At 65.6% G+C, this 26,192-nt stretch carries 24 protein-coding genes and 1 pseudogene; 3 read left to right on the plus strand and 22 right to left on the minus strand.

The window, feature by feature from the left end:
• Positions 1-103: 103 nt before the first annotated feature.
• Genes EPO41_RS23475 through EPO41_RS23500 form a run of 6 tightly spaced genes read right to left on the minus strand, consistent with a single transcriptional unit; the run spans position 104 to position 7,329 of the window.
• Positions 104-1,522, minus strand: coding sequence for an amidase family protein (locus tag EPO41_RS23475; RefSeq protein ID WP_296330597.1), 1,419 nt, complete (start codon positions 1,520-1,522; stop codon positions 104-106).
• 24 nt (positions 1,523-1,546) lie between these two features.
• Positions 1,547-2,614, minus strand: coding sequence for a sn-glycerol-3-phosphate ABC transporter ATP-binding protein UgpC (gene ugpC, locus EPO41_RS23480; RefSeq protein WP_296330599.1), 1,068 nt, complete (start codon positions 2,612-2,614; stop codon positions 1,547-1,549).
• Between the two features lie 11 nt (positions 2,615-2,625).
• Entirely contained in the window at positions 2,626-3,549 is a 924-nt protein-coding gene (locus EPO41_RS23485; RefSeq protein ID WP_296330602.1) for an ABC transporter permease subunit, read from the minus strand.
• Positions 3,546-4,439, minus strand: coding sequence for a sn-glycerol-3-phosphate ABC transporter permease UgpA (ugpA, locus tag EPO41_RS23490; protein WP_296330605.1), 894 nt, complete (start codon positions 4,437-4,439; stop codon positions 3,546-3,548). Before ugpA ends, EPO41_RS23485 begins: the two co-directional genes overlap by 4 nt.
• 27 nt (positions 4,440-4,466) lie before the next feature.
• Entirely contained in the window at positions 4,467-5,774 is a 1,308-nt protein-coding gene (gene ugpB, locus EPO41_RS23495; protein WP_296330608.1) for a sn-glycerol-3-phosphate ABC transporter substrate-binding protein UgpB, read from the minus strand.
• A 19-nt stretch (positions 5,775-5,793) separates the two neighbouring features.
• Positions 5,794-7,329, minus strand: coding sequence for an alkaline phosphatase family protein (locus EPO41_RS23500; protein ID WP_296330611.1), 1,536 nt, complete (start codon positions 7,327-7,329; stop codon positions 5,794-5,796).
• A gap of 96 nt (positions 7,330-7,425) precedes the next feature.
• Between EPO41_RS23500 and EPO41_RS23505 the strand changes: the two genes are divergently transcribed.
• Positions 7,426-8,322 carry a LysR substrate-binding domain-containing protein gene (locus EPO41_RS23505; protein WP_296330613.1) on the plus strand — a complete coding sequence of 299 codons (897 nt, stop codon included), beginning with the start codon at positions 7,426-7,428 and terminating at the stop codon, positions 8,320-8,322.
• A gap of 4 nt (positions 8,323-8,326) precedes the next feature.
• On the opposite strand, the gene EPO41_RS23510 is transcribed toward EPO41_RS23505, so the two are convergent.
• The 11 genes from EPO41_RS23510 to EPO41_RS23560 all read right to left on the minus strand — a co-directional run bounded on the left by EPO41_RS23510 (position 8,327) and on the right by EPO41_RS23560 (position 16,371).
• A complete protein-coding gene (locus EPO41_RS23510; protein WP_296330616.1) occupies positions 8,327-8,728 on the minus strand; it encodes a Fur family transcriptional regulator in 402 nt (133 codons plus the stop codon).
• 4 nt (positions 8,729-8,732) lie between these two features.
• Positions 8,733-9,476, minus strand: coding sequence for a TonB family protein (locus tag EPO41_RS23515; protein WP_296330619.1), 744 nt, complete (start codon positions 9,474-9,476; stop codon positions 8,733-8,735).
• On the minus strand, positions 9,473-9,886 hold the full coding sequence (exbD, locus tag EPO41_RS23520) for a TonB system transport protein ExbD (RefSeq protein ID WP_296330622.1): 414 nt from the start codon (positions 9,884-9,886) through the stop codon (positions 9,473-9,475). The genes EPO41_RS23515 and exbD overlap by 4 nt, the downstream gene beginning before the upstream one ends.
• Positions 9,887-9,890: 4 nt before the next feature.
• Positions 9,891-10,739, minus strand: a complete 849-nt coding sequence (gene exbB, locus EPO41_RS23525; RefSeq protein ID WP_296330625.1) for a tonB-system energizer ExbB — start codon at positions 10,737-10,739, stop codon at positions 9,891-9,893.
• Entirely contained in the window at positions 10,739-11,059 is a 321-nt protein-coding gene (locus tag EPO41_RS23530; RefSeq protein ID WP_296330629.1) for a DUF3325 domain-containing protein, read from the minus strand. The genes exbB and EPO41_RS23530 overlap by 1 nt, the downstream gene beginning before the upstream one ends.
• 2 nt (positions 11,060-11,061) lie before the next feature.
• Positions 11,062-11,352 carry a hypothetical protein gene (locus tag EPO41_RS23535; protein WP_296330630.1) on the minus strand — a complete coding sequence of 97 codons (291 nt, stop codon included), beginning with the start codon at positions 11,350-11,352 and terminating at the stop codon, positions 11,062-11,064.
• 178 nt (positions 11,353-11,530) lie between these two features.
• The gene (locus tag EPO41_RS23540) at positions 11,531-12,700 is read right to left on the minus strand and encodes a Rieske 2Fe-2S domain-containing protein (protein WP_296330632.1); all 1,170 of its coding nucleotides are present in this window, start codon (positions 12,698-12,700) and stop codon (positions 11,531-11,533) included.
• A gap of 145 nt (positions 12,701-12,845) precedes the next feature.
• A complete protein-coding gene (locus EPO41_RS23545; protein WP_296330634.1) occupies positions 12,846-13,118 on the minus strand; it encodes a hypothetical protein in 273 nt (90 codons plus the stop codon).
• Positions 13,119-13,192: 74 nt separating this feature from the next.
• Positions 13,193-13,642, minus strand: coding sequence for a hypothetical protein (locus tag EPO41_RS23550; protein ID WP_296330639.1), 450 nt, complete (start codon positions 13,640-13,642; stop codon positions 13,193-13,195).
• Between the two features lie 1,326 nt (positions 13,643-14,968).
• Positions 14,969-15,346, minus strand: a complete 378-nt coding sequence (locus EPO41_RS23555) for a hypothetical protein (RefSeq protein WP_296330640.1) — start codon at positions 15,344-15,346, stop codon at positions 14,969-14,971.
• A 2-nt stretch (positions 15,347-15,348) separates the two neighbouring features.
• Complete coding sequence (locus tag EPO41_RS23560) at positions 15,349-16,371, minus strand: S1/P1 nuclease (protein ID WP_296330642.1); 1,023 nt, start codon at positions 16,369-16,371, stop codon at positions 15,349-15,351.
• A gap of 305 nt (positions 16,372-16,676) precedes the next feature.
• Between EPO41_RS23560 and EPO41_RS23565 the strand changes: the two genes are divergently transcribed.
• A complete protein-coding gene (locus EPO41_RS23565) occupies positions 16,677-17,003 on the plus strand; it encodes a hypothetical protein (RefSeq protein ID WP_296330644.1) in 327 nt (108 codons plus the stop codon).
• 131 nt (positions 17,004-17,134) lie between these two features.
• Positions 17,135-18,001 (plus strand): hypothetical protein, encoded by an 867-nt coding sequence (locus tag EPO41_RS23570; RefSeq protein ID WP_296330647.1) that lies wholly within the window; start codon positions 17,135-17,137, stop codon positions 17,999-18,001.
• A gap of 68 nt (positions 18,002-18,069) precedes the next feature.
• Here EPO41_RS23570 and EPO41_RS23575 read toward each other — a convergent pair whose 3' ends face one another.
• The 5 genes and pseudogenes from EPO41_RS23575 to EPO41_RS23595 form a co-directional block, all read right to left on the minus strand.
• Positions 18,070-18,459, minus strand: coding sequence for a Rap1a/Tai family immunity protein (locus EPO41_RS23575; protein ID WP_296330650.1), 390 nt, complete (start codon positions 18,457-18,459; stop codon positions 18,070-18,072).
• A 31-nt stretch (positions 18,460-18,490) separates the two neighbouring features.
• Positions 18,491-20,989 (minus strand): hypothetical protein, encoded by a 2,499-nt coding sequence (locus EPO41_RS23580; protein WP_296330652.1) that lies wholly within the window; start codon positions 20,987-20,989, stop codon positions 18,491-18,493.
• A complete protein-coding gene (locus tag EPO41_RS23585) occupies positions 20,989-22,851 on the minus strand; it encodes a hypothetical protein (RefSeq protein ID WP_296330654.1) in 1,863 nt (620 codons plus the stop codon). The genes EPO41_RS23580 and EPO41_RS23585 overlap by 1 nt, the downstream gene beginning before the upstream one ends.
• A 1-nt stretch (position 22,852) precedes the next feature.
• The gene (locus EPO41_RS23590) at positions 22,853-25,888 is read right to left on the minus strand and encodes a phage tail tip lysozyme (RefSeq protein WP_296330656.1); all 3,036 of its coding nucleotides are present in this window, start codon (positions 25,886-25,888) and stop codon (positions 22,853-22,855) included.
• A gap of 3 nt (positions 25,889-25,891) precedes the next feature.
• Positions 25,892-26,192: pseudogene (locus EPO41_RS23595) on the minus strand (hypothetical protein); the annotation flags it as partial.

The following is a 26,192-nucleotide window of genomic DNA, read 5'->3' on the forward strand; positions in this document are numbered from 1 at the left end:
TCGCCCCCGAGCTCGAACTCTCCCTCATAGGAAGGAAACTCCGCGGCCGGAACTTGGTTCCACCCCATCGGAGAGCGCGAAACGGTGGCGAGGCTTCGGATCGTCAGGTGCCGGCGTAGACGGCGGGCGCGCGTTGCCGCCAATTGAAGTGCCTCTCCCAGGCGACGCAGAATTGCAGCACATGCTCCTCGGCGAAGCGCCGCCCGATGACCTGCAGGCCGACCGGCAGGCCCGATGGTGACCAGCCGCACGGCACCGACGCAGCGGGTTGGCCCGTGATGTTGAAGGGATAGGAAAAAGGCGTCCAGCGTGCCCATGGTACGGGATGCGTCCCATCCATGTCCTTCGGCCCGTCATCTTCCGCGGCGAAGGGCTCGACCGGCACCATGGGCATGACGAGCAGGTCGAACTGTTCGAACGACTCGGCCACCGAACGATTGAAGGCGGCGCGCGCCTGCAGGGTCCGGAAATGATCCTCGAGCCTGATCGAGGGCGCGCGCGCCACCATGCGCGCGAATCCCGGGTCGATACGCACGATGTCTTCCGGCTTCAAGCCGGCATAGAGCGCCCCGCGCGCCACCCAGAGCGCATCGAAGATATCGATCGGATCGGGCCAATCGATCTTCGCCTCGACGATCTCGACCGGGAGGTGCGCCTTGATCTCGTCGAAGGTCCTGCCGATCACGCCGGCAATACCCGGCGCCACGGCCGCGCCGAACAGGGTCGGCGCCAGCACGCAGCGCAGCTTCGGCAGATCGCCCAGCGTCTCGAGATAAGAGAGCGAGGCTGCCGGCAATGCCTGCGGATCGCGCGCATCCGGCCCCTGCAGCACGTCGAGTGCCAGCGCGTAGTCGTGGACGCTGTTGGTCATCGGGCCGGCGTGCGAGAGATGCTCGGTGGGGCTCAGCGGATAGGTCGGCACGCGCCCGAGCGTCGCCTTCAGCGAGAAGATGCCGCAGAACGAGGCCGGCACCCTCATCGAGCCGCCGCCGTCCGAGCCCAGCGTCAACGGCACCGTGCCGTCGGCAACGGCGACGGCCGAACCCGAGCTCGACCCGCCGGCGGTCCTGGAGACGTCCCAGGGATTGCGCGTCACGCCGTAGAGCGGCGAATTGGACGTCGCCTTCCAGCCCAGCTCGGGCGTCGTGGTCTTGCCGACCATGACCGCGCCCGCCGCGAGGAGACGCTCGACCGACGGCGCCGTCTCGCTCGCCACCGAATCGACGTAGAGCTTCGAACCGCGCTGCGTCCTGTAACCCTCGACCAGGAAGAGATCCTTTATGCCGACCGGCACCCCGTGGAAGGGACCGCGAAACGATTTGGCCCGCGCCTCCTTCTCCAGCGTCACCGCCCGCGCCTTCGCATCCTCGGCAAAGACGGCGCTGTAGGCGTTGACGCGGGCCTCGGTTTCCTCGATCGCATCCAGCGACGCCTGGACCAGTTCCACGGGCGAGACCTCGCCCTCTCGTACCAGGCGCGCCATCTCGACCGCGCTCAGGGCTGCGTACTGACGCAGTTCCATCGTCTTCCTCCTGATCCCGCTCTGCTAGAGGCGCTCGCCCGATTTGGCGTCGAACACGTGAACGTCTCTGCCCCGCACGATCGCGCCGCGTTGTGTGGCATCCCCCAGCTCCGTGTCGGGCGGCACCGCCACTACGAATCCGCCCCGGCCGTCGTCGAGATGCACGAGCTTCACGCTGCCCAGATCCTCGACCAGCTCGACCCGCCCGTCGAGGCCGCCGGCTTGCGGCGGCGCCAAGGTGAGTGCATCGGGTCGGACACCGACGACGACCTGCTGCCCCGGCAGGCCGATCCGCTCGGCGCCGGCCACGATCGAAGCGCCGCCCGCAAGAACGATCGCCCGCCCGTCACCGGTCACAGTTCCCTCGAAGAAATTCATGGGCAGCGAGCCGATGAAGCCCGCCACGAACAGGGTCGCGGGCCGCGCATAGACCTCGCCGGGCGAGCCCACCTGCTCGACCCGGCCGGCGTTCATCACGATCAGGCGGTTGGCGAGCGACATCGCCTCGACCTGGTCATGCGTCACCAGGATCGAGGTGGCGTCGAGCCGCAGATGCAGGCGCTTCAGCTCGGTTCGCATCTGGTGGCGCAGCTTGGCGTCCAGGTTCGACAATGGCTCGTCGAACAGGAAGACCTTGGGCTCGCGGATGATGGCGCGGCCCATGGCGACCCGCTGGCGCTGGCCGCCGCTCAGCTGCGTGGGCTTGCGACCGAGGAAGTCGCCGATGCCCAGGATGCCCGCGACGCCTGCCACCTTGTCGCGGATGGTCGCCTTGGGAGCGTGGGCGATCCTGAGCGAATAGGACATGTTCTCGGCGACGCTCATGTGCGGATAGAGCGCGTAATTCTGGAATACCATGGCGATGTCGCGCTCGCGCGGCTCCAGCCGGTTGACCACCCGGCCGTCGATGGCGATCTCTCCGCCGGTGATCTCCTCCAGGCCCGCGATCATGCGCAGGAGCGTGGATTTCCCGCAGCCGCTCGGCCCCAGGATGACGGCGAACTCGCCGTGACGGATATCGAGGTCGACCCCATGCAGGACCTTCGCGGGCCCGTAGGACTTCTCGACTTTGCGTATGTCGACGGTGGCCAAGGAATGCTCCGCTATTTTTCCGAGTCGACGAGGCCTTTGACGAACCAGCGCTGCAGCACGATCACCACCAGCACCGGCGGCAGCGTGATCAGCAGCGCCGAGGCCATCAGCGTGTTCCACTTCGGCACGGCTTCCGGCGCGGCCGAGATCTGCTTGGACAGGCCGATCACCGCCGTCGTCATGCTGGCCTCCGTCGTGATCAGCAGCGGCCAGAGATACTGGTTCCAGCCGAACACGAAGAGGATGACGGTGAGCGCCACCACGTTGGTGCGCGACATCGGCCACAGCACGTCGATCAGGAAGCGCATCGGCGACGCGCCGTCGATCTTGGCCGCTTCCAGCAGCTCCTCCGGGATGGTGAGGAAGAGCTGGCGGAACAGGAAGGTCGCGGTGGCCGAGGCCATCAGCGGCAGGATCAGACCGGCATAGCTGTCGAGCAGGTTCCACTTCACGACCGCCTCGACGTTCCAGCCGGTCAGGCTCTCCAGCGGACCGCGCAGGCCCGTCTCGTCGAGCAGCCAACCCAGCCCCTGCAGCGGATGGGCGGCCACGGCGTAGGTCGGCACGATGCGCACCTCGATCGGCAGCATCAGCGTGGCGAAGATCAGCCAGAAGGCGGTCATCCGGAAGGGAAAGCGGAAATAGGTGATGGCGAAGGCGGAGAGGATCGACACGGCGATCTTGCCCACCGTGACGCCAACCGAGACGATCAGTGAATTGAGGAGCTGGCGGCCGAGGTCGCCACGCTCGACGGCAGCCTTCAGGTTGACCAGCAGCTCCTTGCCTGGCGTGAGCGGCATCGGCACCTGCAGCACGTCGGGCAGCGTATGGGTGGCGGCGATCAGCGCGTAGTAGAGCGGCAGGCAGACGGCGATCACGCCCGCGATCAGGAGCAGGTGACAGAAGAGGTCGAGTTTCGGGGTCCGTTCGATCATTGGGCGTACTTCACCCGCCGCTCGAGGAAGCGGAACTGGACCGCCGTCAGCCCTATCACCAGGATCATCAGGATCACCGACTGCGCTGCCGACAGGCCGAGATCGAGGCCGAGGAAGCCGTCGGCATAGACCTTGTAGACCAGGATGTCGGTGGCGCCGCCGGGCCCGCCCTGGGTCAGGGCATGGATGATTCCGAACGTGTCAAAGAAGGCGTAGACGACGTTGATCACCAGCAGGAAGAACGTGGTGGGCGAGATCAGCGGAAAGACGATGCTGACGAACCGCCGGATCGGCCCCGCCCCGTCGATCGCCGCCGCCTCGATCAGCGAGCGCGGAATCGCCTGCAGTGCGGCGAGGAAAAAGACGAAATTGTAGCTCACCTGCTTCCACGCGGCGGCCACGATGACCAGCAGCATGGCGTCGCTGCCGTCGAGCAGCGGGTTCCAGGGGATGCCGAAGCCCTGCTTCAGCATCAGCGCGATGGCGCCGTATATCGGATGGAACAGGAACAGCCAGAGCACGCCGGCCAGCACCGGCGCCACGGCATAAGGCCAGATGATCATCAGCCGGTAAACGGACTTGGCCCGCACGACCCGGTCGACCAGCACCGCGAAGGCGAGACCGGCCAGCACGGCCGAGACGGTCGTGCCGGTGCTGAAGATGGCGGTACGGTAGATCGAGTTGAAATACTCCGGACTGGTCAGCACGTCGCGGAAATTGTCGAACCAGACGAAGGTCGAGTGCTGGCCGAACGGATCGGTGACGGTGAAGGCCTGATAGAGCGCCTGGGCCGCAGGCCAGAACACGAAGATGGTCAGTACGAGCATCTGCGGCGCGAGCAGCAGGAAGGCCAGCGGCTTGTGCCGCTGGAAGTTCACCCGCTTGATCATGGCATCAGCCCGTCGCGCCGCCGCCGCTCAGTTGCCGCGCTGCCGCTCGAAACGGCGCAGGATCTCGTTGCCGCGCCGCACCGCATCGTCCATCGCCTGCTGCGCCGTCTTCTTGTTCGCCCAGACCGCCTCCATCTCCTCCTCGAGGGCAGCGACGTACTGGTTGGCGTTGCCCAGCCGCACGGTCATCGTGTTGAGCGTCGGCGTGCCGCGCTGGACCTGGGTGATGGCGACTTCCTGCTGCGGATACTTGTCGTAGTAGCCCTCGGCCTTGACCTTCTCGTAGGCGGCCTTGGTGATCGGCATGTAGCCGGTGTCCTTGTGCCACTTGGCCTGCTGATCGGGGCTGGCGAGATGCGCCAGGAACGCCGCGACGCCCTTGTACTCCTCGGGCTTGTGGCCCTTCAGCACCCAGAGCGCGCCGCCGCCGATCAGGCTGTTGTGCGGCGTCGTGCCGGCCTCGTAAGGCAGGGGCGCTGCCTCGAAGGCGAACTTGGCGCTGGCCTGCAGCGACGAGAAGACCGCCGAGGAATGGGTCATCATCGCACAGCGGCCCGAGGCGAAGGCCGGCGTCGCGCTGCTGCCCTGGCGGCCCGAATAGGTGTAGCGCCCATCGGCGACCCACGACTGCAGCCGCGCAATGTTCTTCACCACATCGGTCTTGTTGTAGGTGAAGACGGCGTTCAGACCATCGAGCCCGTTATGCAGGGTGGCGATCGGGAGGTCGTGGATCGTCGAATAGTTGTCGACATGCACCCACTGCTGCCAACCCGAGGTGTAGCCGCACTCGAAGCCCGCGGCGCGAAGCTTGGTCAGGTACTCGCCCATCTCGTCCCAGGTCGCGGGCGGCCGCGTGAGACCCGCCTTGGCGAAGCCGTCCTTGTTGTACCAGAGGATCGGCGTCGAGACGCTGAACGGCAGCGACAGGAGCTTCATGTCCTTGGTGCGATAGTAGTTCAGCACCGGCTGGATGTAGTTGTCCCAGTCGATCTTGTGGCCCTCGGCCGCCAGCAGGTCCTGCACCGGGTAGACAGCGCCCGACAGCAGCATGCTTTGCGTGCCCTGGCCGATCACGACCAGCAGGTGCGGGCTCTTGTTCGCGCGGAAGCCCGCGATCGCGGCGTTGAAGGTCTCGTCGTAGGTGCCGCGGCCGGAGGCCACGACCTTGTAGGCGGTCTGGGCGTTGTTGAAGCTGTCGATCTGCTGCTTCAGCGCATCGTCGATCGGTCCCAGCGTCGGGTGCCAGAACTGGATCTCGATCGGCGCGGCCGCGGCGACCGAGGCGGCGAAGGCGGAGACTATTCCGGCGAAGGCGCCGAGCAACCTGTTCCTCATGATGGATTCCTTCTCCTGATCAGGGGCGAACGTGGAGGCCCTTGGACGAAACATGCATGCCGGTGAGGTCGCGGGCGTTCGAAACGATGCGCCACGACAGCATCTTCTGGGCGTAGGCGAGCATGGCCGGAGCCGCGGCAGGGTCACTGGACAGGTCGTTGAAGCAGTGCGGGTCGGCTGCGAGATCGAAGAACAGCGGCGGCAGCGCGGCGAAATGGACATACTTGAAGCGTTCGTCGCGAATTACCGCCAGCGAGCAGGCGTCCATCGGCACACCCAGCGCCGTCTCCGAATCGGCGGCGCCAAGCCCGCGGAAATCGAATTCCCAGTGCACCGCGCGGCGCCAGTCCTCGGGTACCCTTCCGTGCAGCAGAGGCAGCAGCGACCGCCCATCGCACTGGCGCGGAATGTCGAGGCCGAGCCAATCGAGGACAGTCGGCATGACGTCGACTGCCTCGGTGAAGCGCTCGATCCTGGCGCCGCGCGACGCATCGGCGGCGGCGCGCGGATCGCGCACGATCAGCGGCACGTTGTAGGCCTCATCGAAATAGCCCTGCTTGCCGAGCATCCAATGGTCGCCCAGCAGCTCGCCGTGATCGGCAGTGACGACGATCAGCGTGTCGTCGTAGAGGCCCCACTCCTTCAGCCTGTCGATCAAGCGACCGACCTGATCGTCGACCTCCTGCACCATGCCGTAATAGGTCGCCCGCAGCTGTGCGACATCTCCGGCGCTGAGATCCGCAACCAGCCCCTGCCCGGTGACGAAGTAACTCGCCTGGTTCTGCGACTTGAGATAGCTCACCAGGAGGGGATGCTGTGCGGCTTCCGCCTCCACCGTCGCGGCGCGACGGGGCGGCGGCATGTCGGCCGGATCGTAGAGCGTGTTGTAGGGCTCGGGCGCGATGAAGGGCGGATGCGGGCGGATGTAAGCCGCGTGCGCGAACCACGATCCGTCGCGACGCACCGAGATGTAGTCGAGCAGGCGATCGGTCAGGAAGGCGGTGATGCTGTCCTCGGCCTTGAAGCGTGCCGCCGGAAAGGTCGGTCCACGGTCGCCCGGCGGGCTGGCCGGCCGGTAGATCTCCGTGACGTCGTCGGCGAAGGGATATCCCTTGGCCTTGAGATCGGCCATCCACGGATAGGGCAATTCCGGCAGGTGCAGCTCCGGCGCGAATCCAGGCATGACCGATTCGTAGGTCCGCAGCGCCGGGTCGTCGGGTGGCAGCCCGGTCGGATCGGCCGTCGTGTCGGTGTAGCCGAACAGCGCCGGATCGTAGCCTGCCTTGCGGCACTCCAGGGCGATGTTGGTGAAGCGGCGCGCCAGCGGCGTGCCGTTCCGCATGACGCCGTTATTGTGCTGGTAGGTGCCGGTCAGCAGCGCCGCACGCGACGGACCGCAGGGAGCCGCCTGCACGAAATGGCGGCGGCAGAGCACGCCGTCGGCGGCCAACCGGTCGAGATTCGGGGTCTTCAGGACGGGATTGCCTGCACACCCAAGTGCATCGGCCCGCCACTGATCGATGACGATGAAGAGGATGTTCCTCCGCGCGACCATCAATTGCCCCCTTCCCCTCCCATGATCATCGGGCGCGCGGACTGATAGGACAATTTAATATTACTTCTGTAACTTAAAAATTATTAATATAACGGCATGCTGCATACACAGATCCGCGCCTTCGACGCCGTCGCCCATCACGGCAGCTTTTCACGGGCCGCCGAAGCCCTGGGGCTGACCCAGCCCGCCGTCACCATCCAAGTGAAGGCGCTGGAGGAACGCTATGGCGTGAAGCTGCTCGAACGGTCTCGCCGGGCGGTGCGCCTCACGGAGATGGGCGAACGCCTGTTCCGGATGTCGCGCCGCTATTCGAGCCTCGAAGAACAGATGCGTGAGATCCTGACCGAATCCGCGGAGCTGGAAAGCGGACAGCTCAGCCTCACCGCCGACGGGCCGCACATCGCCATGGGTGTGTTCGCCCGCTTCCTGGCGCGCTATCCCAATATCGAGCTGTCGGTCGCCATGGGCAACACGCGCTTCGTCCGCGAGCAGTTGATGGAGCGGCGCACCGACCTCGCCATCCTGCCCGGCGTCGAGCGCCATCCGCAGATCCACGCCATGCCGCTGTGGAAGCACACGGCCGTGCTGATCGTAGGCAACGACCATCCCTGGGCCGGCCGCGAGAACGTGCGGCTGGCCGAGCTTCAGGACCAGCCCATGATCTCGCGCGAGGAAGGGTCGAACACGAGACGCGTCACCCATGCCGCGATGGCGAAGGCCGGCGTCCGGCCCCGCACGGTGCTGGAACTCGGCAGCCGCGAGGCCGTCTGCGAAGCGGTCGGCGCCGGCCTGGGCTTCAGCATCATCTGGGACCTGGAAGCGAGCGCCTCGACGCGCTTTCGGACCCTGCACTTCCGCGATGCCAGGATCACCAGCAGCGATTACGTCGCCTGCCTGAAGAGCGAGAGCATGCGCCGCAGCATCAAGGCCTTCTTCATGGTGGCGGCAACCCTGTCGAACCAGCGCGAGGCGGCGCGGCGCAGCCTGCCGTGAGACGTCAGTTCTTCTCGCCGAACAGCTTCAACCTGTACTCGACGAGGTGGAAACCCATGCGGCGGGCTTCCTCCTCGATCATGCGGGCAAGGCCACCCTCGTCGTCGAGTTCGACCACCTCGCCGGTGGCAACGTCGATCAGGTGCGGATGGACTGCCCGGCCTGCACGCTCGTAGCGCGCCTTGCCATCGCGGAAGACGTGGCGCGTGACGATGCCCGCCGTCGCGAGACTGTTCAACGCCCGATAGACCGTGGCCACACCGATCCGGCGTCCTGCCGAGGCGCGGCGGTGGATTTCGAAGGTGCAGGGATGATCGGTCGCGGCCTCCAGCACCTCCAGCACGATGCGCCGCTGCTCCGTCAGCCGGACGCCGCGCTCGCGACAGAGATCCTCCAGCCGATCCATCCGCTCACCTCTTGAGAAAGAACTGAATGGGGACGACGATCTCGAGGCTCTCGCCGGGCTGGTCCTGGGGCAGCGGCGGCAGCGGCTGGGCGCGCTGCAGCAGTTCGAGCCCTTCCTGGTCGAGCGCGGCATGTCCCGAGGCCCGTTCGATGCGGGCGGCGAGGATGCGGCCGTCGCGGCTCATCGTGAACCGCACATAGGTCACGCCCTCGTGCCGCGACCGCTGCGCCTCCGACGGGTAGCGCTTGTGCCGCTCGAGATGGCGCAGCAGCAGCCCCTTCCAGGTCGGCAGGGTCGCCGACGGCGGCTCGGCAGAGGCGCCCGGCATCGGCGCCGCCGCCGTCTGCGCCTGCTCCGGCGCCGCCTGCGGCGCGGAAACCTTGGGTTGCGGCGGCTTCTTCTCGACCTTCTTCTCGACCGGCTTCGGCGGCGGTGGCGGCTTCAGGTCCAGCGGCGGTGGCGGCTCGGGCTCCGGCAAGATCACCTCCGCCAGCACCGGCGGCGGCATCTCCACCGGCGGCGGCTCCTCGGGCTCGGGGATCACCTCGCTCAGCTCCGGTCCCGGCGGCGCCTCGTTGGGCAGGGCTTCCGGCGCCGCCGGCAGCGGCGCCAGTTCCAGCATGATCGCCGCCGGCGGCGGCGAATACGGCACCTCGGCGGTGGCCCAGCCCAAGGCGATCCGGATCGCGCCCGCGTGCAGCGCCAGCACGAAGACGAACGCGCCGACCCAGCGGGCCGTCTCCCTCATTGCTCCAGCCCGACCAGCGCCACCTTCAAGTAGCCCGCCGTCCGCAGCACGTTCATCGCCTGCATCAGCTCGCCATAGGGCACCGACTTGTCGGCGCGCAGGAAGATGCGCTCGTCCTTCTTGCCCCCTGTCGCCTCGTCCAGCGCCTTCGCCAGCGCCTCCCGGCTCACCGGCGTGTCCTTCAGCACGAACGACAGGTCGCCCTTCAAGGTCAGGAACAGCGGCACGTCCGGCTTGGGCTGCCGCTCCGCCGTCGACACCGGCAGGTCGACCGGCACGTCCACCGTCGCCAGGGGCGCCGCCACCATGAAGATGATCAGCAGCACCAGCATCACGTCGATGAACGGCGTCACGTTGATCTCGTGGTTCTCCGCCAGCTCGTCGTCGCCATGGTCGAGCTTCACCGACATCGGGCTACCTCCGTCCCAAGTCGCGCGACACCAGCCGCAATACGGCCGCCGACGTGTCGCCGACCAGCGCCCGGTAGGCCGACACGCGCCGCGAGAAGTGGTTGTAGATCACCACCGCAGGGATGGCGGCCGCCAGCCCCAGCGCCGTCGCCAGCAGCGCCTCGGCGATGCCCGGCGCCACCACCGCGAGATTGGTCGTCTGCGAGCGCGAGATTCCGATGAAGGAGTTCATGATCCCCCACACCGTGCCGAACAGGCCCACGAACGGCGCCGTCGAGCCGATCGTCGCCAGCACACCCGTGCCCTTCAGCATGCGCCGGCCCGTCGCCGCCTCCAGCCGCTCCAGCCGCGAGGCCACGCGTTCCTTCACGCCGTCGCGATCGTCGACCGTGTCGGCGCTCAGCCTCTGCTCGGCCTGTGCCGCCGTCACCAGGTCGCTGGCCGGCGCCTTGTCGAGCGAGGGCGCGGAGTCCAACGCGACCAGCAGCCGCCGCTGCCGCCGCACCGCCATCGCCAGTTCCAGGGTCTTGGCCACGAACACCGTCCAGGTCAGCACCGAGGCCACCACCAGCCCGATCATCACCCCCTGCACCACCCAGTCCGCTGCCAAGAACATCCCCCACACCGACAGGTCCTTCGGCAGCACCGCCTGCGACGGCGCCGCAGCTGCCGGCGGGGCGGGAGGCGGCGCGGCGTCGGTGGAGGCGGCGGCATCGGGCGCCGACGTTGACGCCGGAAGAGTCGCGGGGGCGGTCGACTCAGCCGGCGGCGCAGGCTCCGTCGCGGCCGGCGCTTGCGCCCATGCCAGCGAGGGAAACATCAGAAGCGGAATCAGCAGACGACGAAGCAGCATTACGCGATACCCTGAAGAGTGCGAACGACAGGGCGCAGCCAGTTGGCGCGCCAGGTGAGAGTGCAGGTCACGGCGATCGCGCCGACGCTGAGCATGGTCGCCCAGACGAGCGATCCGAAGCTCGGGCCGTCGCGCCACAAAGCGAGCGCAAGGGAGGCCAGCAGGAAAGCGTAACCCGCGATCCGCAGGGGCAGCACCAGCCGCGCCGGGCAGTCACGCCCTCCGCCGGCACGCTCCCAATGGCGATCCTGGCTCAGCGCCAGAAGGGCAAAGCCGAAATAGCAGGCGAGCGCCAGGGCCAGCAGGAGAATCGGCACCATCTTCAGCCGCCTGCGGTCAGACGCAGGAGACCCCAGGCGCAACCCCACGAGGCGATCCCTGCAGTGGCCATGACGACGCAGAGACGCGCGAGGCGTCGGTCCGCGAAGGCCCAGATCAGCAGCGCCAGATAAACGAGGAAGGCCAGCATCGAGGCAAGCACCACGGCCTCGCTGCGTGCCATCAAGCCGCCGGCCGGCAGGGCGACGGCCGCCAGCGCGGCCAGACCAGCGGCCACGGCGTAACCGCCACCGATGGCCGCGATGAGGCGGACAAGGACGGAAAAACCGGTCATGACGGAACCACGCTGCGATTACCTCTCATTCATAAGACGAATGAGAGGCGCCGATTTCTCCCTCCCGAGGCACACGGGAGACATTTATTTATGGGTACGGGCTCGAGGCTCACTATCGATCGAAAATGTCGCCCTGCAGAACCACATAAGGTGGGTAATCCGCTTGCCCTTCAGTTCGTCACGAGGAGGCGTTCTGTCTCTTGTCCCGAAGAAAGACTTCTCCTTCCGCAACGAGCTGCCGATAGGACTGCTCGAACCAACCGATCCGTTCCTCGAGGACGGCGAGGTAGGGCGGCCTCTCGATCTGGTGCGCGACCGTCTGCACGCCCTCGCAGATCCGGTTGTCCTCGCGCATGACACGGCGGGAATAGTGCAGCACGAAACGACCGCGGACCGGATCGCTGAGGCGGCGCCACAGGCGCGCACTCCACGGGCCTTCGGCCGGAACGGGCGCAGGATAGAGCCAGGCGCGAAACAGCGTCCGGTCGGGCGCCACGGGAGCGAACTGCTGTATGCAGCAACTGAAATTGTCGCCATCCGTCCTGAACAAGGCCAGCACGAAATGGGGCAGGATCTGCAGGATGCAATAGCAGGTCGGACGGAAGGAACCGTCGGCGCAGGCCACCGACATCTCCTCGAAGACCTGAGGCCGGTTGCTGTTGATCAGCGCGCTGTGGGCGCCGAAGCGGGCGTAGGTGAGCTTTTCCCGGTCCAGGTACCCGGATTTCCCGAAGGTCGTCGGATGGACGGCGACCGTGTGATAGTCGTCGAAGCTGATCTGCAGGCCGAGCTTCCAGTTGGCCTCGAGCGCGTGCGACAGCGCGAGCGGCTTGCGGTCGGGCCGTGACAGGAATTCGAGGATCGGAAAGCCGGGCCCGAGGAAGTCTTCGAGCGGCTCGCGCCTCCCCGGTGCGGTGAACCGACCAAAGACCAGCGTACCACAGGTCGCAATTTCGATCGGGGTGAGATGCGCACCCAGCGCGCGCGACACCGTGCCGAAATTTTCCTGGCACTTCGGAATACCGATCGCGGAACCGTCCTTGTCGTATCGCCAGTGATGGAAGTTGCAGACAATGGGCCCATTGCCCCTGTCACCGGTGCGCAGGGGATAGAAGCGATGGGCGCAGACATTCTCGAAGCCCTTCAACTCCGATCCGAACCGCTGGACGAAGACCGACCGGGTCGCCAGCGAGGCGCGAAACCAGTCCCCGTCCTTCGCAACGTCCCCGGTGAAGCCGAGGAACGTCCACGCGTAGCCGAGACAACGCTGCTCATGGGCGAAAGCCTGCGGATCGGTCAGGGTCCGCGCCCAGTCCACGTTGAAGGCAACATCACCTCGAAGGGACATGTCTTGGTCTCACAGGCGGGATGGCAAGCCAATGTCGCGTCGAAATCCTGTCACCTCCCCGCTGTTTCGTCCATCTGCGGTCCTATGGGTGCTTGCCCAGCACCGCCCAATCCACCACCCCCGATACCTGAGTGAAGCCGAAGAGTTAGGCTTGGTGGATCATCTTCAGTTTGTCGGTCGATTCCTGCAGCTCGACTGCCAGTGCGGCACGTTCGGCTTTCAGTTCATTGAGCCGACGGCTCAGGTGCCTTCTGCGCCGTCGCATGTCGCCGGCCTCCACTTCCTCGGCGCCGTCCAGTTTGGACTTCAGTTCGAGGTCTTCGGCTTGAAGGCGGCCCAGCTCGGCCTTCACTTCGACGAGCCGGTCGATGCAGAAGTGGCGCGAATGGAGGAGACGACGCGCTTCTTCGTCGGACATTTGTTTCCCTCCCAATGGACCGTGAGGATGATCGCTGGAGAGCTGTCGGGCTCTGCCGGCATCATCCGACCGACTCAACACCCGAGGCTATCGCTCACCGCTGTCTCAAACGGGAGCCGGAAAAGCTCGTTGGAAAGGCCCATGGTCGGGCCCTCGAAGGAAAGCCACTCTCTTGCATCTGGCTCGTCAGTGAAGATGCGCAATCGGCGGCGGTCCCCTATCCGGTGCTTCAGGAGAATCGCCATCTCCACCAACAGGGGTGGCGGGGTCCTGCCCACGACGATCGCGATGGGCCCCGCGGTCGTGGCGCTGGTGAAGCGGATACTGGCAACCATGGCCCGGAGATCGTCGCTGCTGAGCTGAATGTCGGCGCGGCTCAAATCGAACAATTTACAATAGCCGACTGGGCCCTCTGCCCGCACGGTCTTCCGGAACGACGTGATGAATGAAAGATTGAACACACCCGCGCCGCGAACAATGACCAGGCCTTCCGGCCGGTAGATTGTCCAACCCAATGTGCCCATGACGCTTGTTCCCCTCTGAATATGCTCCTGTCGCCGGTCGTCCCTCCCCCAGGGAACATCTTGCAGTCAGCCCCGCGGCAGAGTCATCAAATTTCTTCAGAAGGGATGAATTGAGAACAATAGTGAATTCTCCTCGTGGATCCGCGGCACATCCTTTCTGCTGTTACGTCGGACGGCCGATACAACCGACTATGGACCTGCGAGAGGGGGCGGTAGCGCGTAAAATGACAAGGTTAGCATGGCGGACTTCACGGAACCCGGAAGCCTCGGGCGAGATCACCCCGGGGGTCCACCGTGCTCCAATGCGCCGCACGACAGCCTCGGATGCGATCAGGCATGCCAATAGCCGCCCATCTTGGGCGGATTGGGTTCGTATACTTGCTGATGTCAGAAGGAAGAATGGTGCCCAGGGGCGGAGTCGAACCACCGACACTGCGATTTTCAGGCGGGCGGTCCGGCCAGCAAGATCAATGACTTGGCGGCTTGACGCTATGTCTAAAACCCTGTGGAAAATTGCCGAATTGTCTAAACCTTCCGTCGCTCCTTTTCGGCCTTGCATTGTCTCAGTCCGGTTCATGAAGGTCCCACAGATGGCCGCCCATTGAGGGCGCCTCCAGCGAAGGAGCCTGGCATGATCGCGATTACCCTGATGGTCCGCAGCCTTTACTTCCGCTTTCAGGCCGGCCCCGAGGCCTTGGTGGCGATCCTGATCCTCGCGCGCCTCGCTCAACATTTCCTGTAGGGCCTCAGTCTGCAGCCATGACCGCCGACCATGCTCTAGTCATCAGGGCGGACCGCGCTATCGCCTTTCCCAGTGGGTCCCGTTGTCCACGACTGGATCCAAGCGTTTGCAGTCTGCGGAGGCTCTTAGGAACATCCCGTTCCCGCCCCACGACGGGGCGTAGATGATTCGCGGCTTCACTGAAATTGCCGATGCGGGAGGGCTCCCCGCTTTCTCATTTGTCAAAAGATAGCCGCCATCAAGTTTTGAGATCGTTGGGATCCTTTCCTCTCGACCACAATTGGGACCGACGCATTTCCATTTCCCGTCCAGCTTGCAGTCGGCGCTAAGAAGGTCATATCCCCATGCATACCAGCTGGTGACGACGTTCTCGATATCGGCCGGCAAAAGCTGAACAAGACTGGCCTTGATACCGACCAGGATTGCTAGCACCGCTGCAACACCCGCCAAGAATCGCCGCACTCTCCGCACAGTCCTCTCCACCGTTTGCGAGGCCTCCGTATGCGACCGCGCTGTCATTTGATGTGCCGTCGGGGTTACGACCTCCTCCGAGCACCGCAATCTTACAAGAAGAGGATCCGTCGTTAGACGACCGCGCCACCGGCCCGCTGGATCCTCTCTAGCTCGGTTACGACGTCTTCGACCGAGGCTGTCACCCCGATTGCGTCGCCGCCGACACCGATCTGGGCCCTGATGCCGTCGTCTCGCGCCGGTGTAGGGGGGCTGACCCACGAAACCGCGGACACCCTCACCCAGACCGGCACCTTGGGCTCCTTCTCGAACCTGGCGAACTGGTCGGGGTCGTCGAGCCGGGCGGTGACTTCGTCGAAGGGCTCTGCCACTCCGATAATTGCCCGGCCAATACCGCCGACGGTGGAGCCCTTTCCCTTGAGCGCGACCAACGTCACCCGGTTGGGGAAGAACCAGCGATCCTCCCCATTCAACAGCGTCAGCTTTTCCATACTCACTCCGGCCAAATTTGTTGCAGCAATTCGGCGAGGCGGGCGCCTGCCTTCGCCACTTGCGCCTTCTGGATCTCGTCGACCTTTGTCTTGTAGGCGCCGGGATCGCTCGCCGAGATGCGCCACTTGTGATCGTCGCCCTTGTCGCTGAACTCCAGCCCATCGAATGCGCGTCGAGAAAGTTTGACGCTTTCGCTCGCCCACAGCGCCGCAAGCATGTCGACCTGGGCTTGCGTTGGCGGCACCGCCTTCGCCCGGGCGACAAAAGGTGCGAGTTTGTCGTGGTTCCAGCTGATGCTGTCCCAAACACCATGAAGCTTCTGGCCGCTGCTGAAGACAAGCGAGTTACCACCTCGCGTGTGATAGTCGCGGTTTATCTTCGAGAGCGCCCACGCCTGCTTCGGCAAGGCGTCTGGATCGACCAGTTCCCCCTTCTCGTTCAGATAAACCGAGCCGACGTGAAGTGGCTGGTGGATGTCGCCCACGAAATGGGCGATCAGCAGGATCGCCTCCTTCCGGTCCTTGATCGAGATTCGTTCCAAGGGCGGCTTACCCTGGAGAACCAGGACCGCACTGTTGATCGCAACGACGATGTCCGTCGGCCCCGTTCCAATGAACTGCCGGCTGTAACCGTCGCGACGGATGTCGACGTCTGCAAAGTGATACTCGGTGTGGCACCCACCCGGCGGGCGGGAAGCACAGTTGGACCAGTTGCGCTCGACGTAGTTTTCCATTCGATCCTGCTCGGCTGGGGGGGCAAACTGCTTGCACTCCCCGCTGGGCGCATGGTCGAGCTCGAAGTCGTCTTCCTTCTTGATGGAGCGGATGCAATCCGCCCACTTCGCGGCTTCCGAGAGGTTGTAGCCCAGGATGGTGCGGACCTGTCTTCCGGCCTCGGTGTTGACCAGAAGCTCGTCGGCGATCGCCCCAACCATCTCGTGCCCTTCACTGCCCCAAGCGCATGCCTGCGAAAGTGGCGCGAGACCGGCCAACACAACAGCCCATATTTTTAATGTGAATTTCATCGCATTGCCCCCAACTACGACGCAGACAAGGCTACCCGTGTCGGTACTCCGATGCATCAGAAAAGCGCGCGTACCGCGTGCTCCCGGCCGTTGTAGCAGTCATGGGCCATTCGCTGCGCGGCAGACCAACCGATGAGATCGCACAAGCGATAGTACGGCTTGCACCGCAAGCGGCGGACGCAATGCACGAAGGGCGTAAAGGCATGTGCAAACGACCGTCGCCCTCTCCTGCCACCGGCACTAGGAATCCGCCGAGACAGAACCGGGCGGCGGGGCGTGGGGCCGCGCCCAACCGGAGAACGACCATGGCCCGTCCAAAGCGCAGCTGGAACAGTCACCAGATCCGCATGCGCGAACTTCCCCACATCGCCCGCCTGCATCGGACGGAGCCCTTCCGCTCGGCCGACGCCGCGGAGATGAAAGCGGCCGCCGATCGCATCGCTGGGCCTGCCGGGTGGTACGCCGTGGCTGGCTGGTTGCCCGCGGACGTCGACTTCAAGCTGATCCACTTCGCCACGCCGGCCGAGGCTGAGGCCATGCAGCGCTGGATCGCGGAGTCCGGGATCGAGACGCGGCCGGCACCAGAGCCGTATCGGGGGCCGCAGCTCACGGTCGGCGGCACGACGCGCTGATTGTCGGCCCCTAGCCTCATCGACACCTGGCATGGACGTCGCTAACGACCCCGCAGCACACTACCGGCCGACTTCTTGCAATGGTACTGACTATCCTTATACAACCCCGCCTTGGTGGCCGATATAAAGAAATGACAGTCGAAGAAGGCATACTCCTTCTGATCACAATCGGCGTTCCCACAACCATCGCAGGTTTTGTGGACTTCATGATGACTAGAACGGAGAAGAAGCGACTTCGTGAGCGGCAAGCTGGATGGTGGCTGCAGCTCAGCGAGCTCAAATGGCGCTCTCTCGGAGTCGTCGAAGCAAAAGCCGCACTGTCGTTGATGGACAGTTTTGTCGGAAGCCGGCTGCTTTCCTTGCGCCGCATGTTGGCGGCTTTCGCCATTGCCTCTTTGAGTTTTCTCTTTTCCGACTATCCGCGCAGCCTCCTACTGATAGACTTCGACCCCTCAGGGATCTTGGATGCCGACTTTGTCATAGTAAGCTTCCTGATTCTCTTCGTTTTCATTGCTCTATCCCTCTCAGTGACAAGGAGCGTTTCCTTGGCCACCACTCGCTCGCCCCCCTCTTTACTTGGTGTCGCCTTCATCGCGCTGTTGGCAGTCAATGTACTGCTATTCATGGTTTGGAAGCCTATTGCTAACAGCCTCTACTCCGGACTCAGCACATTCTACTTTACGGCGACGCCTGGTATGTGGATTTGGGATTGGTCGGAGCTGGTCTTCGTCTTTTTGATGGGGGCTCGCGACGGTCCAATATCCGGCGTATCTGTCCGTGTGTGGCCGCAGGAGGTCGCGGACTTGCTAACCAATGGAATCAGAATTGCCTTCTCAGCACTATTTTTCCTTTCCTTTCTATCTCTGTGGATTCGCAACTTTGTTTTCAGATTGTGGGCTCAGGTAATTGATTCCGATAAGCCCTTTTTCACAATTATTGTTGGCGGAGCAACGACGGCAATAACTACAATCCATGCGATCCTAACTAAGCTAGGCTAAACGCTTGCAATGAAGGTGTTTGCGAATTACCTACTCGCGCACTTTACTGACATCCAGGATATTCGCGGCTAGAATCTTTTGTCGACGCGTGGCCGCGCCTGCGGCATCGAACAAGAAAATGCTTCAGCCATCGCGCGCATGAACAGAAGCGGCGATCCAAGGTGCCGAGTTTGAGGGTTGGCCTTCAGATACCCGATGAACACGTCGCGCTTCTGATTGGACGTCGATGAGTCAGGCGAGCAATCGATCTCGCGAACCTGCCCGTGCACCTGCAGAGTGTTGAGCATGTGGTCCAAGCCCCGAATGTAGAGACCACAGGCGGTGCGGCTCACGGGGTCATCCAGACTACAGATCGCCAGCAGCCCATTCCCGGTGACCGGGTCTCTCGGATCGAAGTCCTGCGCATAGGCGGGGGCGCTCGCCACCAGGGCGGCCAGGGTCAGCAGACGCTTCATCATCCTCCATCTGTCCCCGCGCCGCTCTTGTACCTCACTGCAGCGCGCGACTGAAGTCCGGAGCCCGTGGACTCGTGCTGCCGGGCCGCCAGTAGAATGATGTCCCCTGCTCCTTGCGCGCCCGCTCCTGCATGCGCGCGAAGGCGCCGGCCGCGTCCGGATCGACCATCTTCTGCAGCGTGTCCCAGACGAGCCGGTCGGTCGCGAGCCGGGTATAGAACACCTCCGGCAGATACTTCCGCAGCAGGTTCACCGCCTCCCGGCCGGTGTTGCTCTGCTCGCCCGCGAGCGACTGGCTGACATTGCCCCCGAAGAAGGCCCCAAGATCGAGCGCGAGCGCGGCCGTCGGCGAGAGAAGTCGCGCCGCGTCACCCGTGCTCTTGGTCGCGAACATGGCCTTGACCTGGTCGCCGATGATGCCGCCGGCACCGCCCTGAGCCGCCGCCTTGGCCCAGAAGAACGGGTTCTTGTCGGAGAACATCGGCTCGGGGTCCCGCCCTCCGGCGATGTTCTTGAGCTGCAGGGCAACCGCCCCCAGCACTGTGGCCTGGATCACGAGAGCGGCCATGTACTGGCCCCGGAACATCTGGCCTTCGCGGTCCATCAGGCTCTCGACCATCCGCCAGCCGTGCATCAGGCCGGCCGACATTGCGAAACCCTTGTATTGCAGCGCCGAGCGCATGAATTCGCCGGTCACGGTGCCGGGCCTCGTCTGCCCCATCCAGAAGGCCCGCGTAACGACGTTCGCCTCGGGGACCGCGATTCGCTGCTCGATGGCGATCGCGCCCAGCATCTTCAGGGCGGCCTCGCGTTCGGCTGCCGTGCCTTCCGTGGCGAGCCGTGCCGGGTCGATGAAGCCGCGCGCATCCTTCGCGCCGGTCCGCAGCAGGTCCCATTCCTCGGCCGTGACGCCGTAGCGCTTCAGTGTCCGGCGATCGAGGCCCGACAGCTCGCCCATGCTCTTGCCGGCCTGGTCGAACCAATGCCCCTGGAATTCCATGCCGACGGCGTCGCGCAGGATCTGGGTGTGGTGCGCCAGCCCCTGAGCCCGCATGACAACCTCGGCCGCCCGTCCGGCGATTCGCGCCGCACCCGACAGGCCGGTTTCGAGTGAGGCACCCGTGCCCTTGCGGGACAGCGTGTCGGAGATCGCGTCGCGCGCCGCATCGTGCAAGCCGCGCAACCCGTTCTCCAGGATGAGCCCTCGCCGCATCGCCGTCAGCCGGTCCGCCTTGTTGGCCGGGTTCAGCCCCTCGACGTAGCGCGACATGATCTTGGTCATGCTGAGACCGTTCCAGGCAGCCGTCGCCTGGGTGAAGGCGAAGTCGGTCGGCGCCGACAGGACCGCGCCCCCGAGCTGGGCCGAGGCGAGGCCGGAGCGGATGCCCTGCCCCGCCAGCGCCAGGGCATTGCTGACCGGTGTCGCGGCCTTCCCCGAGCTGTGGAAATAGATGTCCTGCAGGTTGCCCAGCCGGCGGTCGGACAGGCCGGCCTTCCGTGCCATCTGCATCAGCGTGCGCGCCGCGGCATCGGGATCGGGCCCGAGCGTCTGGGAGAGCGCCAGATCCCGTGCCATGTGGTCGAGGTGCCGGACCATCAGCTCGCCGACCGCATCATCGCCGACGCCCAGCTCGCGGTTGAACTCCAGCCACGCCTCATCGGAGGTCCACTCAAAGGCGCGGCGGCGGCCGTAGCGATCGGCCATGGTCGCTGATCGGACCGCGCCCGGCTCGATGCTGTCGGCACCGTTGGTCGTGATGTTGCGATAGGCGCCGCTCAGGATGTCGCGCACCCTGTCGTCGTCGACGCCGGGCCGCAGCATGGCCTCGCCGTCCTGGCTCCAATCGCGCAGCGCCAGCTTGCCCTCGCGCCACCAGCCTTCCATGCGGTCGACGAAGCCGGCCTCGTCCAGCGCCTTCACCGCCAGCGGGTCGAAGTGTTGCGGCAGCCGCCAGTCCTCCAGCCGCCCAATGGGCACGCCGGCCTCGCGCATACGGGCGACCCACCATTCCATGGTCTTCGTCCACGCCTTTGCCGCATCGGTAGCAGCCTTATCGCCAACGTCGCGCCCATAGAGCGCGCGGACGGTATGCCGCGGCAGGATCGGGTTTTGTTTCAACCCGAAGCTCGTCGAGCGGACGCCCTCCAGGAAGTCCGACAGCTGGCTCTGCATCGTGGCCAGCAGCGCCATGCGGCGGCCCTCGATCGAGGCCCCTGTGCCGCCGCCTCGGATGTTCTGTCCGAACACGGTTTCGAGCCCACGAAAGAGCCCATTGCCGTGGCCGTTCGCGTCAGACCACGCGCGGTCGATAGCAAGGATGGTCTGCTGTATCTGAGCCCGGGTTGAGGTCGCCCGCTTCTCCATGGCCTTGGCGGCTTCGGTGGTGGCGAAGATGTAGGCCGCCGGGCCCGCCATGCCCCGTTCCGCCGCCAGCGCTTCGGCATCCTTCATCCGCTGCTTGTACTCGGCCGAGCCCTGTTCGGAGAGCCGGCCGGCCTTCACGGCGGCGTTCAGACAGTCGTCGATCGCCATCAGAGGCTCCCCATCGCGCAACCCAGCGCGGCCTGTGCGTCCTTCGCCATACGGTCTGCATCGGCCAGCGCATCGGTTGCCGACATCGTCCGGCCGTTGATCTCGACCCGCAGGTCAGGGCTGGTCTCGACCAGGCGGGCGACTTCGGTATCGAGCGCCTTCTGTGCCTCGGGTGTGATTTCCTTCGGCGGCTCGGCAATCTGCTCAGCCGGTGGCGTGCGAGGCGGCTCGGGCGCGACCTCGCGGAGCATGCGGACCTGACGCGCGAACTCGGCCCGCTGAATGGCCGTGTCTAGATCCGCCGGTACCGTGAAGCCGAGGTCCTTGGCAATGCGCGGCCCGGTCCACGGCTGATCCGGCTTGCCCGCCCATTCGAAGCCCGGCGCAAAGGCATAGCGGTCGAGCTTGCGACGCAGGTCCGCGACCGCCTTCTCGGCCTTGGGCGCCAGCTCGTCCCGCTTCTCCTCCAGCTTGGCGATCTGCTTTTCGAGGGCGGCGGCTTCTGCGCGCTGCGCCTTCTCCGCCTGCTTCGGCAGCCGGTCGCGGGGATCGACCGAGGCCATGATCATCTCGCGCTCGTCCTCCAGCGCCTGACGCTCCCGGCGGCTCAGCGCCGGCGCCGACAGGTCGCTCTCGATCTCGCGCAGGCGCATCGCCGTGTCGGGGTCGAGCAGGTCTGCGGCGCTGGGCGTACGGGTGTTCAGTTCGTCGAGCTGCGCGCGGACCTGGGCGATCTCGGCCTGCACGCCGTCGAGCCGTTCGAACGGGCGCGGCGCGATCTCGCGGGCGAAGGTCTCCAGCTCACGGTCCGGCAGCGCCCGGACGCGGTCCATGGCCGTTCCCAGCCCTTCGAGGCCACGGAGGCCCACCTCGTCCGGCAGGGTGCGCAGGACCGTTCCCAGCGCCGTGAAGGGCGTGTCAATCGACCGGGCGAGCCCAGAGAAGTCCGGTGCGCGGCCGCGCAGGATCGGGTCCATCGACTGCTCGACGAAGCGCTCGTGCAACAGGGCGTCGATCCCGAGCCGGTTCTTCCCGCTGTAGAGCACGTCTCCCTCGATCGCGCGGAAGGCGTCCTTCACCTCGAGCGGCGCGTCGGCGCGGACCTTCTCCGGCAGGCCCAGCCATTTGAGGTGCAGGGCACGAAGCCCGGCGCCGAGCCCGCCGCCGATCACCGCGGCGCCCGCGATGTTGGTCGCGATCTCCTCCCCGGTCTGGGCGCTGCCGGTCTGGCTGCGGCTGAGGAAGTCGAGTCCTTCGGCGCCAGCCTGAAGCGCGGCATTGGCCCCGGCCTGGAAGGCACCCTCTTTCAGGACATTGCCTAGAAAGGATCGCGCCACCCCGGCGGCACCGGCAACGCGCGTTGCCGGCACGAACAGGCCGACCAGGCCATGCGGCGTCGCCGTCTCCAGTCCGGCCGCCGCCAGGAAGTTCAGGAAGCCGTTGCCGGTGCCTTCGAGATCTCGCGCGCGCCCCCGTCGCCGGTCCGATTCCTCGCCGATGTGGCGATCGATGTTCTCGGGGTCGAACAGATCGTCGTTGCCTTGGGCGCGGGCCATGCGGCTGGCCTCGATGATCCTGTTGCGCCGTTCGGCCTGCACGGCCGGCTCGTTCCCGAGGCGCTGTATCTCCTCCGTCGTGACCGGCATGTAGGGATTCGGCAGGGCCTCGCCCGTCACCTTCTGTAGTTCGTCGGCCGCCCTCTGCCACATATCCCGGCGGCTGCCCTGGATCATGAAGTAGCGGTCGGGCGCGAAGGTCTCGTCGGCTGTGGCCGAGACACGCTCGCCGAGCGTGCTGGGTAGCGCCTGCAGCGGAGCGTCAGTCGTGCCCGCGGTCTTCGAGTAGAGGTCAAGCAAGCCCATGCTACGGCACCAACCCTTCGGTCGGGCTCGCCGGCGCCCGGCCACGCGCACGCGTGACGGCATCGGGCAGCGGCGCCAGGCCCTCGGGGAATCGCGCCGCACGCTCGATCAGCGGGCGCAGGTCGATCTGGTACAGGGAACCATCAGCATTCACGACGGGCCGCGCATCACCACCGGCGCGGGGATCGGGAATGCGCACGAAATACCAGCCCTCGCCGTTGCGGCCGTTGGTCAGGATGCCCCGGCGCTGGATCACGTCGGCCGTGATCGGTGTGCCCTCGAGCGTTCGTAAACCGTCGAGATCGCCGTCGCTCAGCGAGCGCAGCGCCTTGTCGATGTCGTAGGAGGTCATTCCGCGCACGGGCGGCAGGATGGCCTGGCCGTTGCGCACCACCGGCTCGCCGACCACCGCCTTGATCGCCGCATTCAGGACGTCGGTATCGGTCTTGTCTCCTTGCTTGCCGGCGCGGTTCATCTGGTAGACGTAGACCGAGGCCACGGCATCGGCGATCACACCCATCTGGCGCGGATCCGCATCGCGTAGCAGGTTGCCGATGCGCTCTTGCAAGGCCGTTTGCCAGGCATCCGACGTCACCGCCGGCTTGCGGCTGCCATCGCCGCCGTCCTTGATGATCTTCGCGCCCTGCAGGATCTGATTGCCGATCTCGCGCGAGGCCGGGTCCTTGTCGGCATAGAAGCTGAGCGCTGCAGCATAAGAGCGGCTGAGCTGGTCGCCAGCACCCTTGCCCGCCAGGGCCGTGGCGATGCCGGGAATGTGCTCTGCCGGAATCTGGGCCAGCGCCAGCATGGTCTTGGCCTGCTGTTCCGGCGGCGCATTCTCCAGCGTCGTCCTGATCTGGGCGATTTCCGGTTCCGTGAACGGCAGCACCTGCATGCCACCCTGCCGGCGGCTCACCTGCTCGGCATAGGCAACGCGGCCCGCGAAATCTGTTGCGGGCGGCAGCGGGCCGAGGTCGCGGCTGTAGATCGTCGAGCCCGCCTCAAGCGCGTCCTTCTCCAACGCGGCCGCCTGCTGGCGCTTCACCTTCTCCAGGGCGTCGAGCTGCTGTATCGCCGCATTGCTCTGCTCGCCGCTCTCGATGCGGTTTTTCATCTCGGCCGCCGCTTGCGAGAGCTGGGCGGCGGGAGCCTGGCCGACCGACTGCGCGCCTACCTGCGCATTGAACCAATCCTGCACCTCGCGTGCTTTGGCGAAGTCGCCCGCCGCCGCGTAAGTGTCGACCACGCCCTTTGCCTTGTCTGTCAGCGTCTCAAGCCGCACGCCGTTGCTGCCGGCAGTCATGAGAGCGGCGAAATCCTCGCCGGCCTGTTTCGTGGCTTCGGCCCGGTCCTTCCGGCCGCCCGCGATCAGACTGTCCGCCAGTGCCTTGCTCTTTCCGGGCAGGATGGACGCGGCGACGTTCCGCATGATCTCGTCCTGCGCGCCCTTGGGAGCCGTCGCAAAGGACAGGATCGTATCCTCCATGGAGGCCTGCAGGCGTGTCGCCACAGCCTTCGACCGCTCGCCGGCCGCCTCGTATCCGTCCGCGAGTGTCGCCAGCGTACCCTTCTTGTAGGTACCGGGCGAGGCGATCATGGCGATGGAGGTCGCCTCCAGCATGTCGTCGAGACCCTTGATCGTCGCCGAGCGGGTCGCCTCCAGCGATGAACTCTCCTTGTTGATCTTCGTGGCGATCGAAGCCTTTACGGCCGGTGGCAGGTTGGGATCGTTGAGCGCCGCATTGACGAGCGCCGACGCATTTGCCTTGTCGGAACCCACACCCCTGTCGTTGAGAGCGGCCTGCGCGAGATCGAGCCTGCCCGTCTGCTTCGCGGGACGCAGGTAGCTGAAGGCCGCACTGTTGGCCTCCTCCAGGGTCTTCGCGCTCCGCAGCTTGGCGCCGGCCGCAGACTCCGTGGTCTCCAGCTCGCGCGCCGCAAATTCCCGCTGAGTCTTGCGTTCGTAAGGATCGAGGTTGTTTTCCTTCGCGAACTGGAACAGCGCCTTCGATCGCGCGCCGTTCCACTGGAAGATGCCGACGCTGTCCGATCCGTCGCGGCCGTCCTTCGGATTGACCGCCTTCGGGTTGAAGCCACTCTCGGCCTCCTCATGGCCGGCCATCACAGACGCCGCTTCGGGCGAATAGCCATTGGCTTCCCAGAATTGCCGGGCCTCGCGCCGGCCCTCGTTCGGCCGGTTCCGGGCGATCCAGTCGTCCGCGTCGACCTCGACCCGCGCCGACTTCAACGCCGGGGCCAGTCGCATGCTGTCCTTTTCGTCCAGTCTGTCGGCAACCCTGTCATGCAGCGCCAAGGCCGACCGGACCTGACCGTTCTGCAGGCGCTGCACGATCACGGTGGCATAGACGTCGGACCGGGCTTTGGCGACCATCGCCTTTTCGGCATCGGTATCGGTCAGCCCGGCGATCTTTGCTTGCGCCTTGGCGGTGTCCTCCGCCGCCAGGGCCAGCCCGTCGATCTTCTCGACGTCGTTCCAGTCTAGGGCCGCCTGGTTGCGGATCAGCGCCTGCTTCCCCTCGGCAACGCCCTTCTGCCATTCGACGGCCTGCTGCGAGACATGCCGCGAGATTCCGCCCGTCGCCTGCTCGATCTGACCGCTCAGAATCTTGTCGAGCCGCCTCCGCTGCGTGTCGTTGGCGGCAAGACCCAGCGCTTCCTTTTTCAGCTCGAGCAGCTTGTCTGTCGCCGCCTGCGCGCCGTTGATCGCGTCCTGCCCGCGCTTGCGATAGAAGGCGTCCTTGTCGGTATAGAGCGTGAACTGCGTGCCTGACATGAAGCCGTTGGCCAGCTCCTGCACCCGGGCTTCGTTGGCCTCCTCCATCATGGACAGGGCCATGTTCCCCGTCGTATCGGCGGCGCGCTCCAGGTAGGCGCCGGCGACACGCGCCGCCTGCGCGTTGCCCTCGGTCTGTGCCGCGTTGCCGAAGGCGCCCACCGGGGCATTGGCCGGCACGACGGCGGCCGGCGCCGAGCGCGCCTCGACGGTCGGCTGATTGTAGGAGCGGATGATGGCCATGGGTTACCCGAACGTGTTGCCGTCGATGGTGCCGATGCCGCCTTTGCCGCCGAAACTGGCGTCGGGTACGTTCTGCTGAAAGCGCCGCCACTTGTCGGCCAGCGTCGAGGCGCCTGACAGCAGCGACGCGCCGGCACCCAGATAGTTCGAAGTGTAGGTCGAGTTCGCGGCACGGGTGCTTTCGAGGATCGCGGTATTGCCGTAGCCCTGCCCCTGGATCTGATAGCCGTAGGCTTCACGCGCGGCATTGGCGCGGATCGTGCGGGCGTCCAGCTCGCCGGCTGCGGCGGTGTCGCCCAGGATG

Origin of the sequence: Reyranella sp. (assembly GCF_004297265.1) — a bacterium.
Lineage (GTDB): Bacteria > Pseudomonadota > Alphaproteobacteria > Reyranellales > Reyranellaceae > Reyranella.

Coding starts and splice junctions, on each gene's coding strand:
- EPO41_RS23475 (WP_296330597.1), bottom strand. CDS start 1,522: ATGGAACTGCGTCAGTACGCAGCCCTGAGCGCGGTCGAGATGGCGCGC.
- EPO41_RS23485 (WP_296330602.1), bottom strand. CDS start 3,549: ATGATCGAACGGACCCCGAAACTCGACCTCTTCTGTCACCTGCTCCTG.
- ugpA (WP_296330605.1), bottom strand. CDS start 4,439: ATGATCAAGCGGGTGAACTTCCAGCGGCACAAGCCGCTGGCCTTCCTG.
- ugpB (WP_296330608.1), bottom strand. CDS start 5,774: ATGAGGAACAGGTTGCTCGGCGCCTTCGCCGGAATAGTCTCCGCCTTC.
- EPO41_RS23500 (WP_296330611.1), bottom strand. CDS start 7,329: ATGGTCGCGCGGAGGAACATCCTCTTCATCGTCATCGATCAGTGGCGG.
- EPO41_RS23505 (WP_296330613.1), top strand. CDS start 7,426: ATGCTGCATACACAGATCCGCGCCTTCGACGCCGTCGCCCATCACGGC.
- EPO41_RS23510 (WP_296330616.1), bottom strand. CDS start 8,728: ATGGATCGGCTGGAGGATCTCTGTCGCGAGCGCGGCGTCCGGCTGACG.
- EPO41_RS23515 (WP_296330619.1), bottom strand. CDS start 9,476: ATGAGGGAGACGGCCCGCTGGGTCGGCGCGTTCGTCTTCGTGCTGGCG.
- exbD (WP_296330622.1), bottom strand. CDS start 9,886: ATGTCGGTGAAGCTCGACCATGGCGACGACGAGCTGGCGGAGAACCAC.
- exbB (WP_296330625.1), bottom strand. CDS start 10,739: ATGCTGCTTCGTCGTCTGCTGATTCCGCTTCTGATGTTTCCCTCGCTG.
- EPO41_RS23530 (WP_296330629.1), bottom strand. CDS start 11,059: ATGGTGCCGATTCTCCTGCTGGCCCTGGCGCTCGCCTGCTATTTCGGC.
- EPO41_RS23535 (WP_296330630.1), bottom strand. CDS start 11,352: ATGACCGGTTTTTCCGTCCTTGTCCGCCTCATCGCGGCCATCGGTGGC.
- EPO41_RS23540 (WP_296330632.1), bottom strand. CDS start 12,700: ATGTCCCTTCGAGGTGATGTTGCCTTCAACGTGGACTGGGCGCGGACC.
- EPO41_RS23545 (WP_296330634.1), bottom strand. CDS start 13,118: ATGTCCGACGAAGAAGCGCGTCGTCTCCTCCATTCGCGCCACTTCTGC.
- EPO41_RS23550 (WP_296330639.1), bottom strand. CDS start 13,642: ATGGGCACATTGGGTTGGACAATCTACCGGCCGGAAGGCCTGGTCATT.
- EPO41_RS23555 (WP_296330640.1), bottom strand. CDS start 15,346: ATGGAAAAGCTGACGCTGTTGAATGGGGAGGATCGCTGGTTCTTCCCC.
- EPO41_RS23560 (WP_296330642.1), bottom strand. CDS start 16,371: ATGAAATTCACATTAAAAATATGGGCTGTTGTGTTGGCCGGTCTCGCG.
- EPO41_RS23565 (WP_296330644.1), top strand. CDS start 16,677: ATGGCCCGTCCAAAGCGCAGCTGGAACAGTCACCAGATCCGCATGCGC.
- EPO41_RS23570 (WP_296330647.1), top strand. CDS start 17,135: ATGACAGTCGAAGAAGGCATACTCCTTCTGATCACAATCGGCGTTCCC.
- EPO41_RS23575 (WP_296330650.1), bottom strand. CDS start 18,459: ATGATGAAGCGTCTGCTGACCCTGGCCGCCCTGGTGGCGAGCGCCCCC.
- EPO41_RS23580 (WP_296330652.1), bottom strand. CDS start 20,989: ATGGCGATCGACGACTGTCTGAACGCCGCCGTGAAGGCCGGCCGGCTC.
- EPO41_RS23585 (WP_296330654.1), bottom strand. CDS start 22,851: ATGGGCTTGCTTGACCTCTACTCGAAGACCGCGGGCACGACTGACGCT.
- EPO41_RS23590 (WP_296330656.1), bottom strand. CDS start 25,888: ATGGCCATCATCCGCTCCTACAATCAGCCGACCGTCGAGGCGCGCTCG.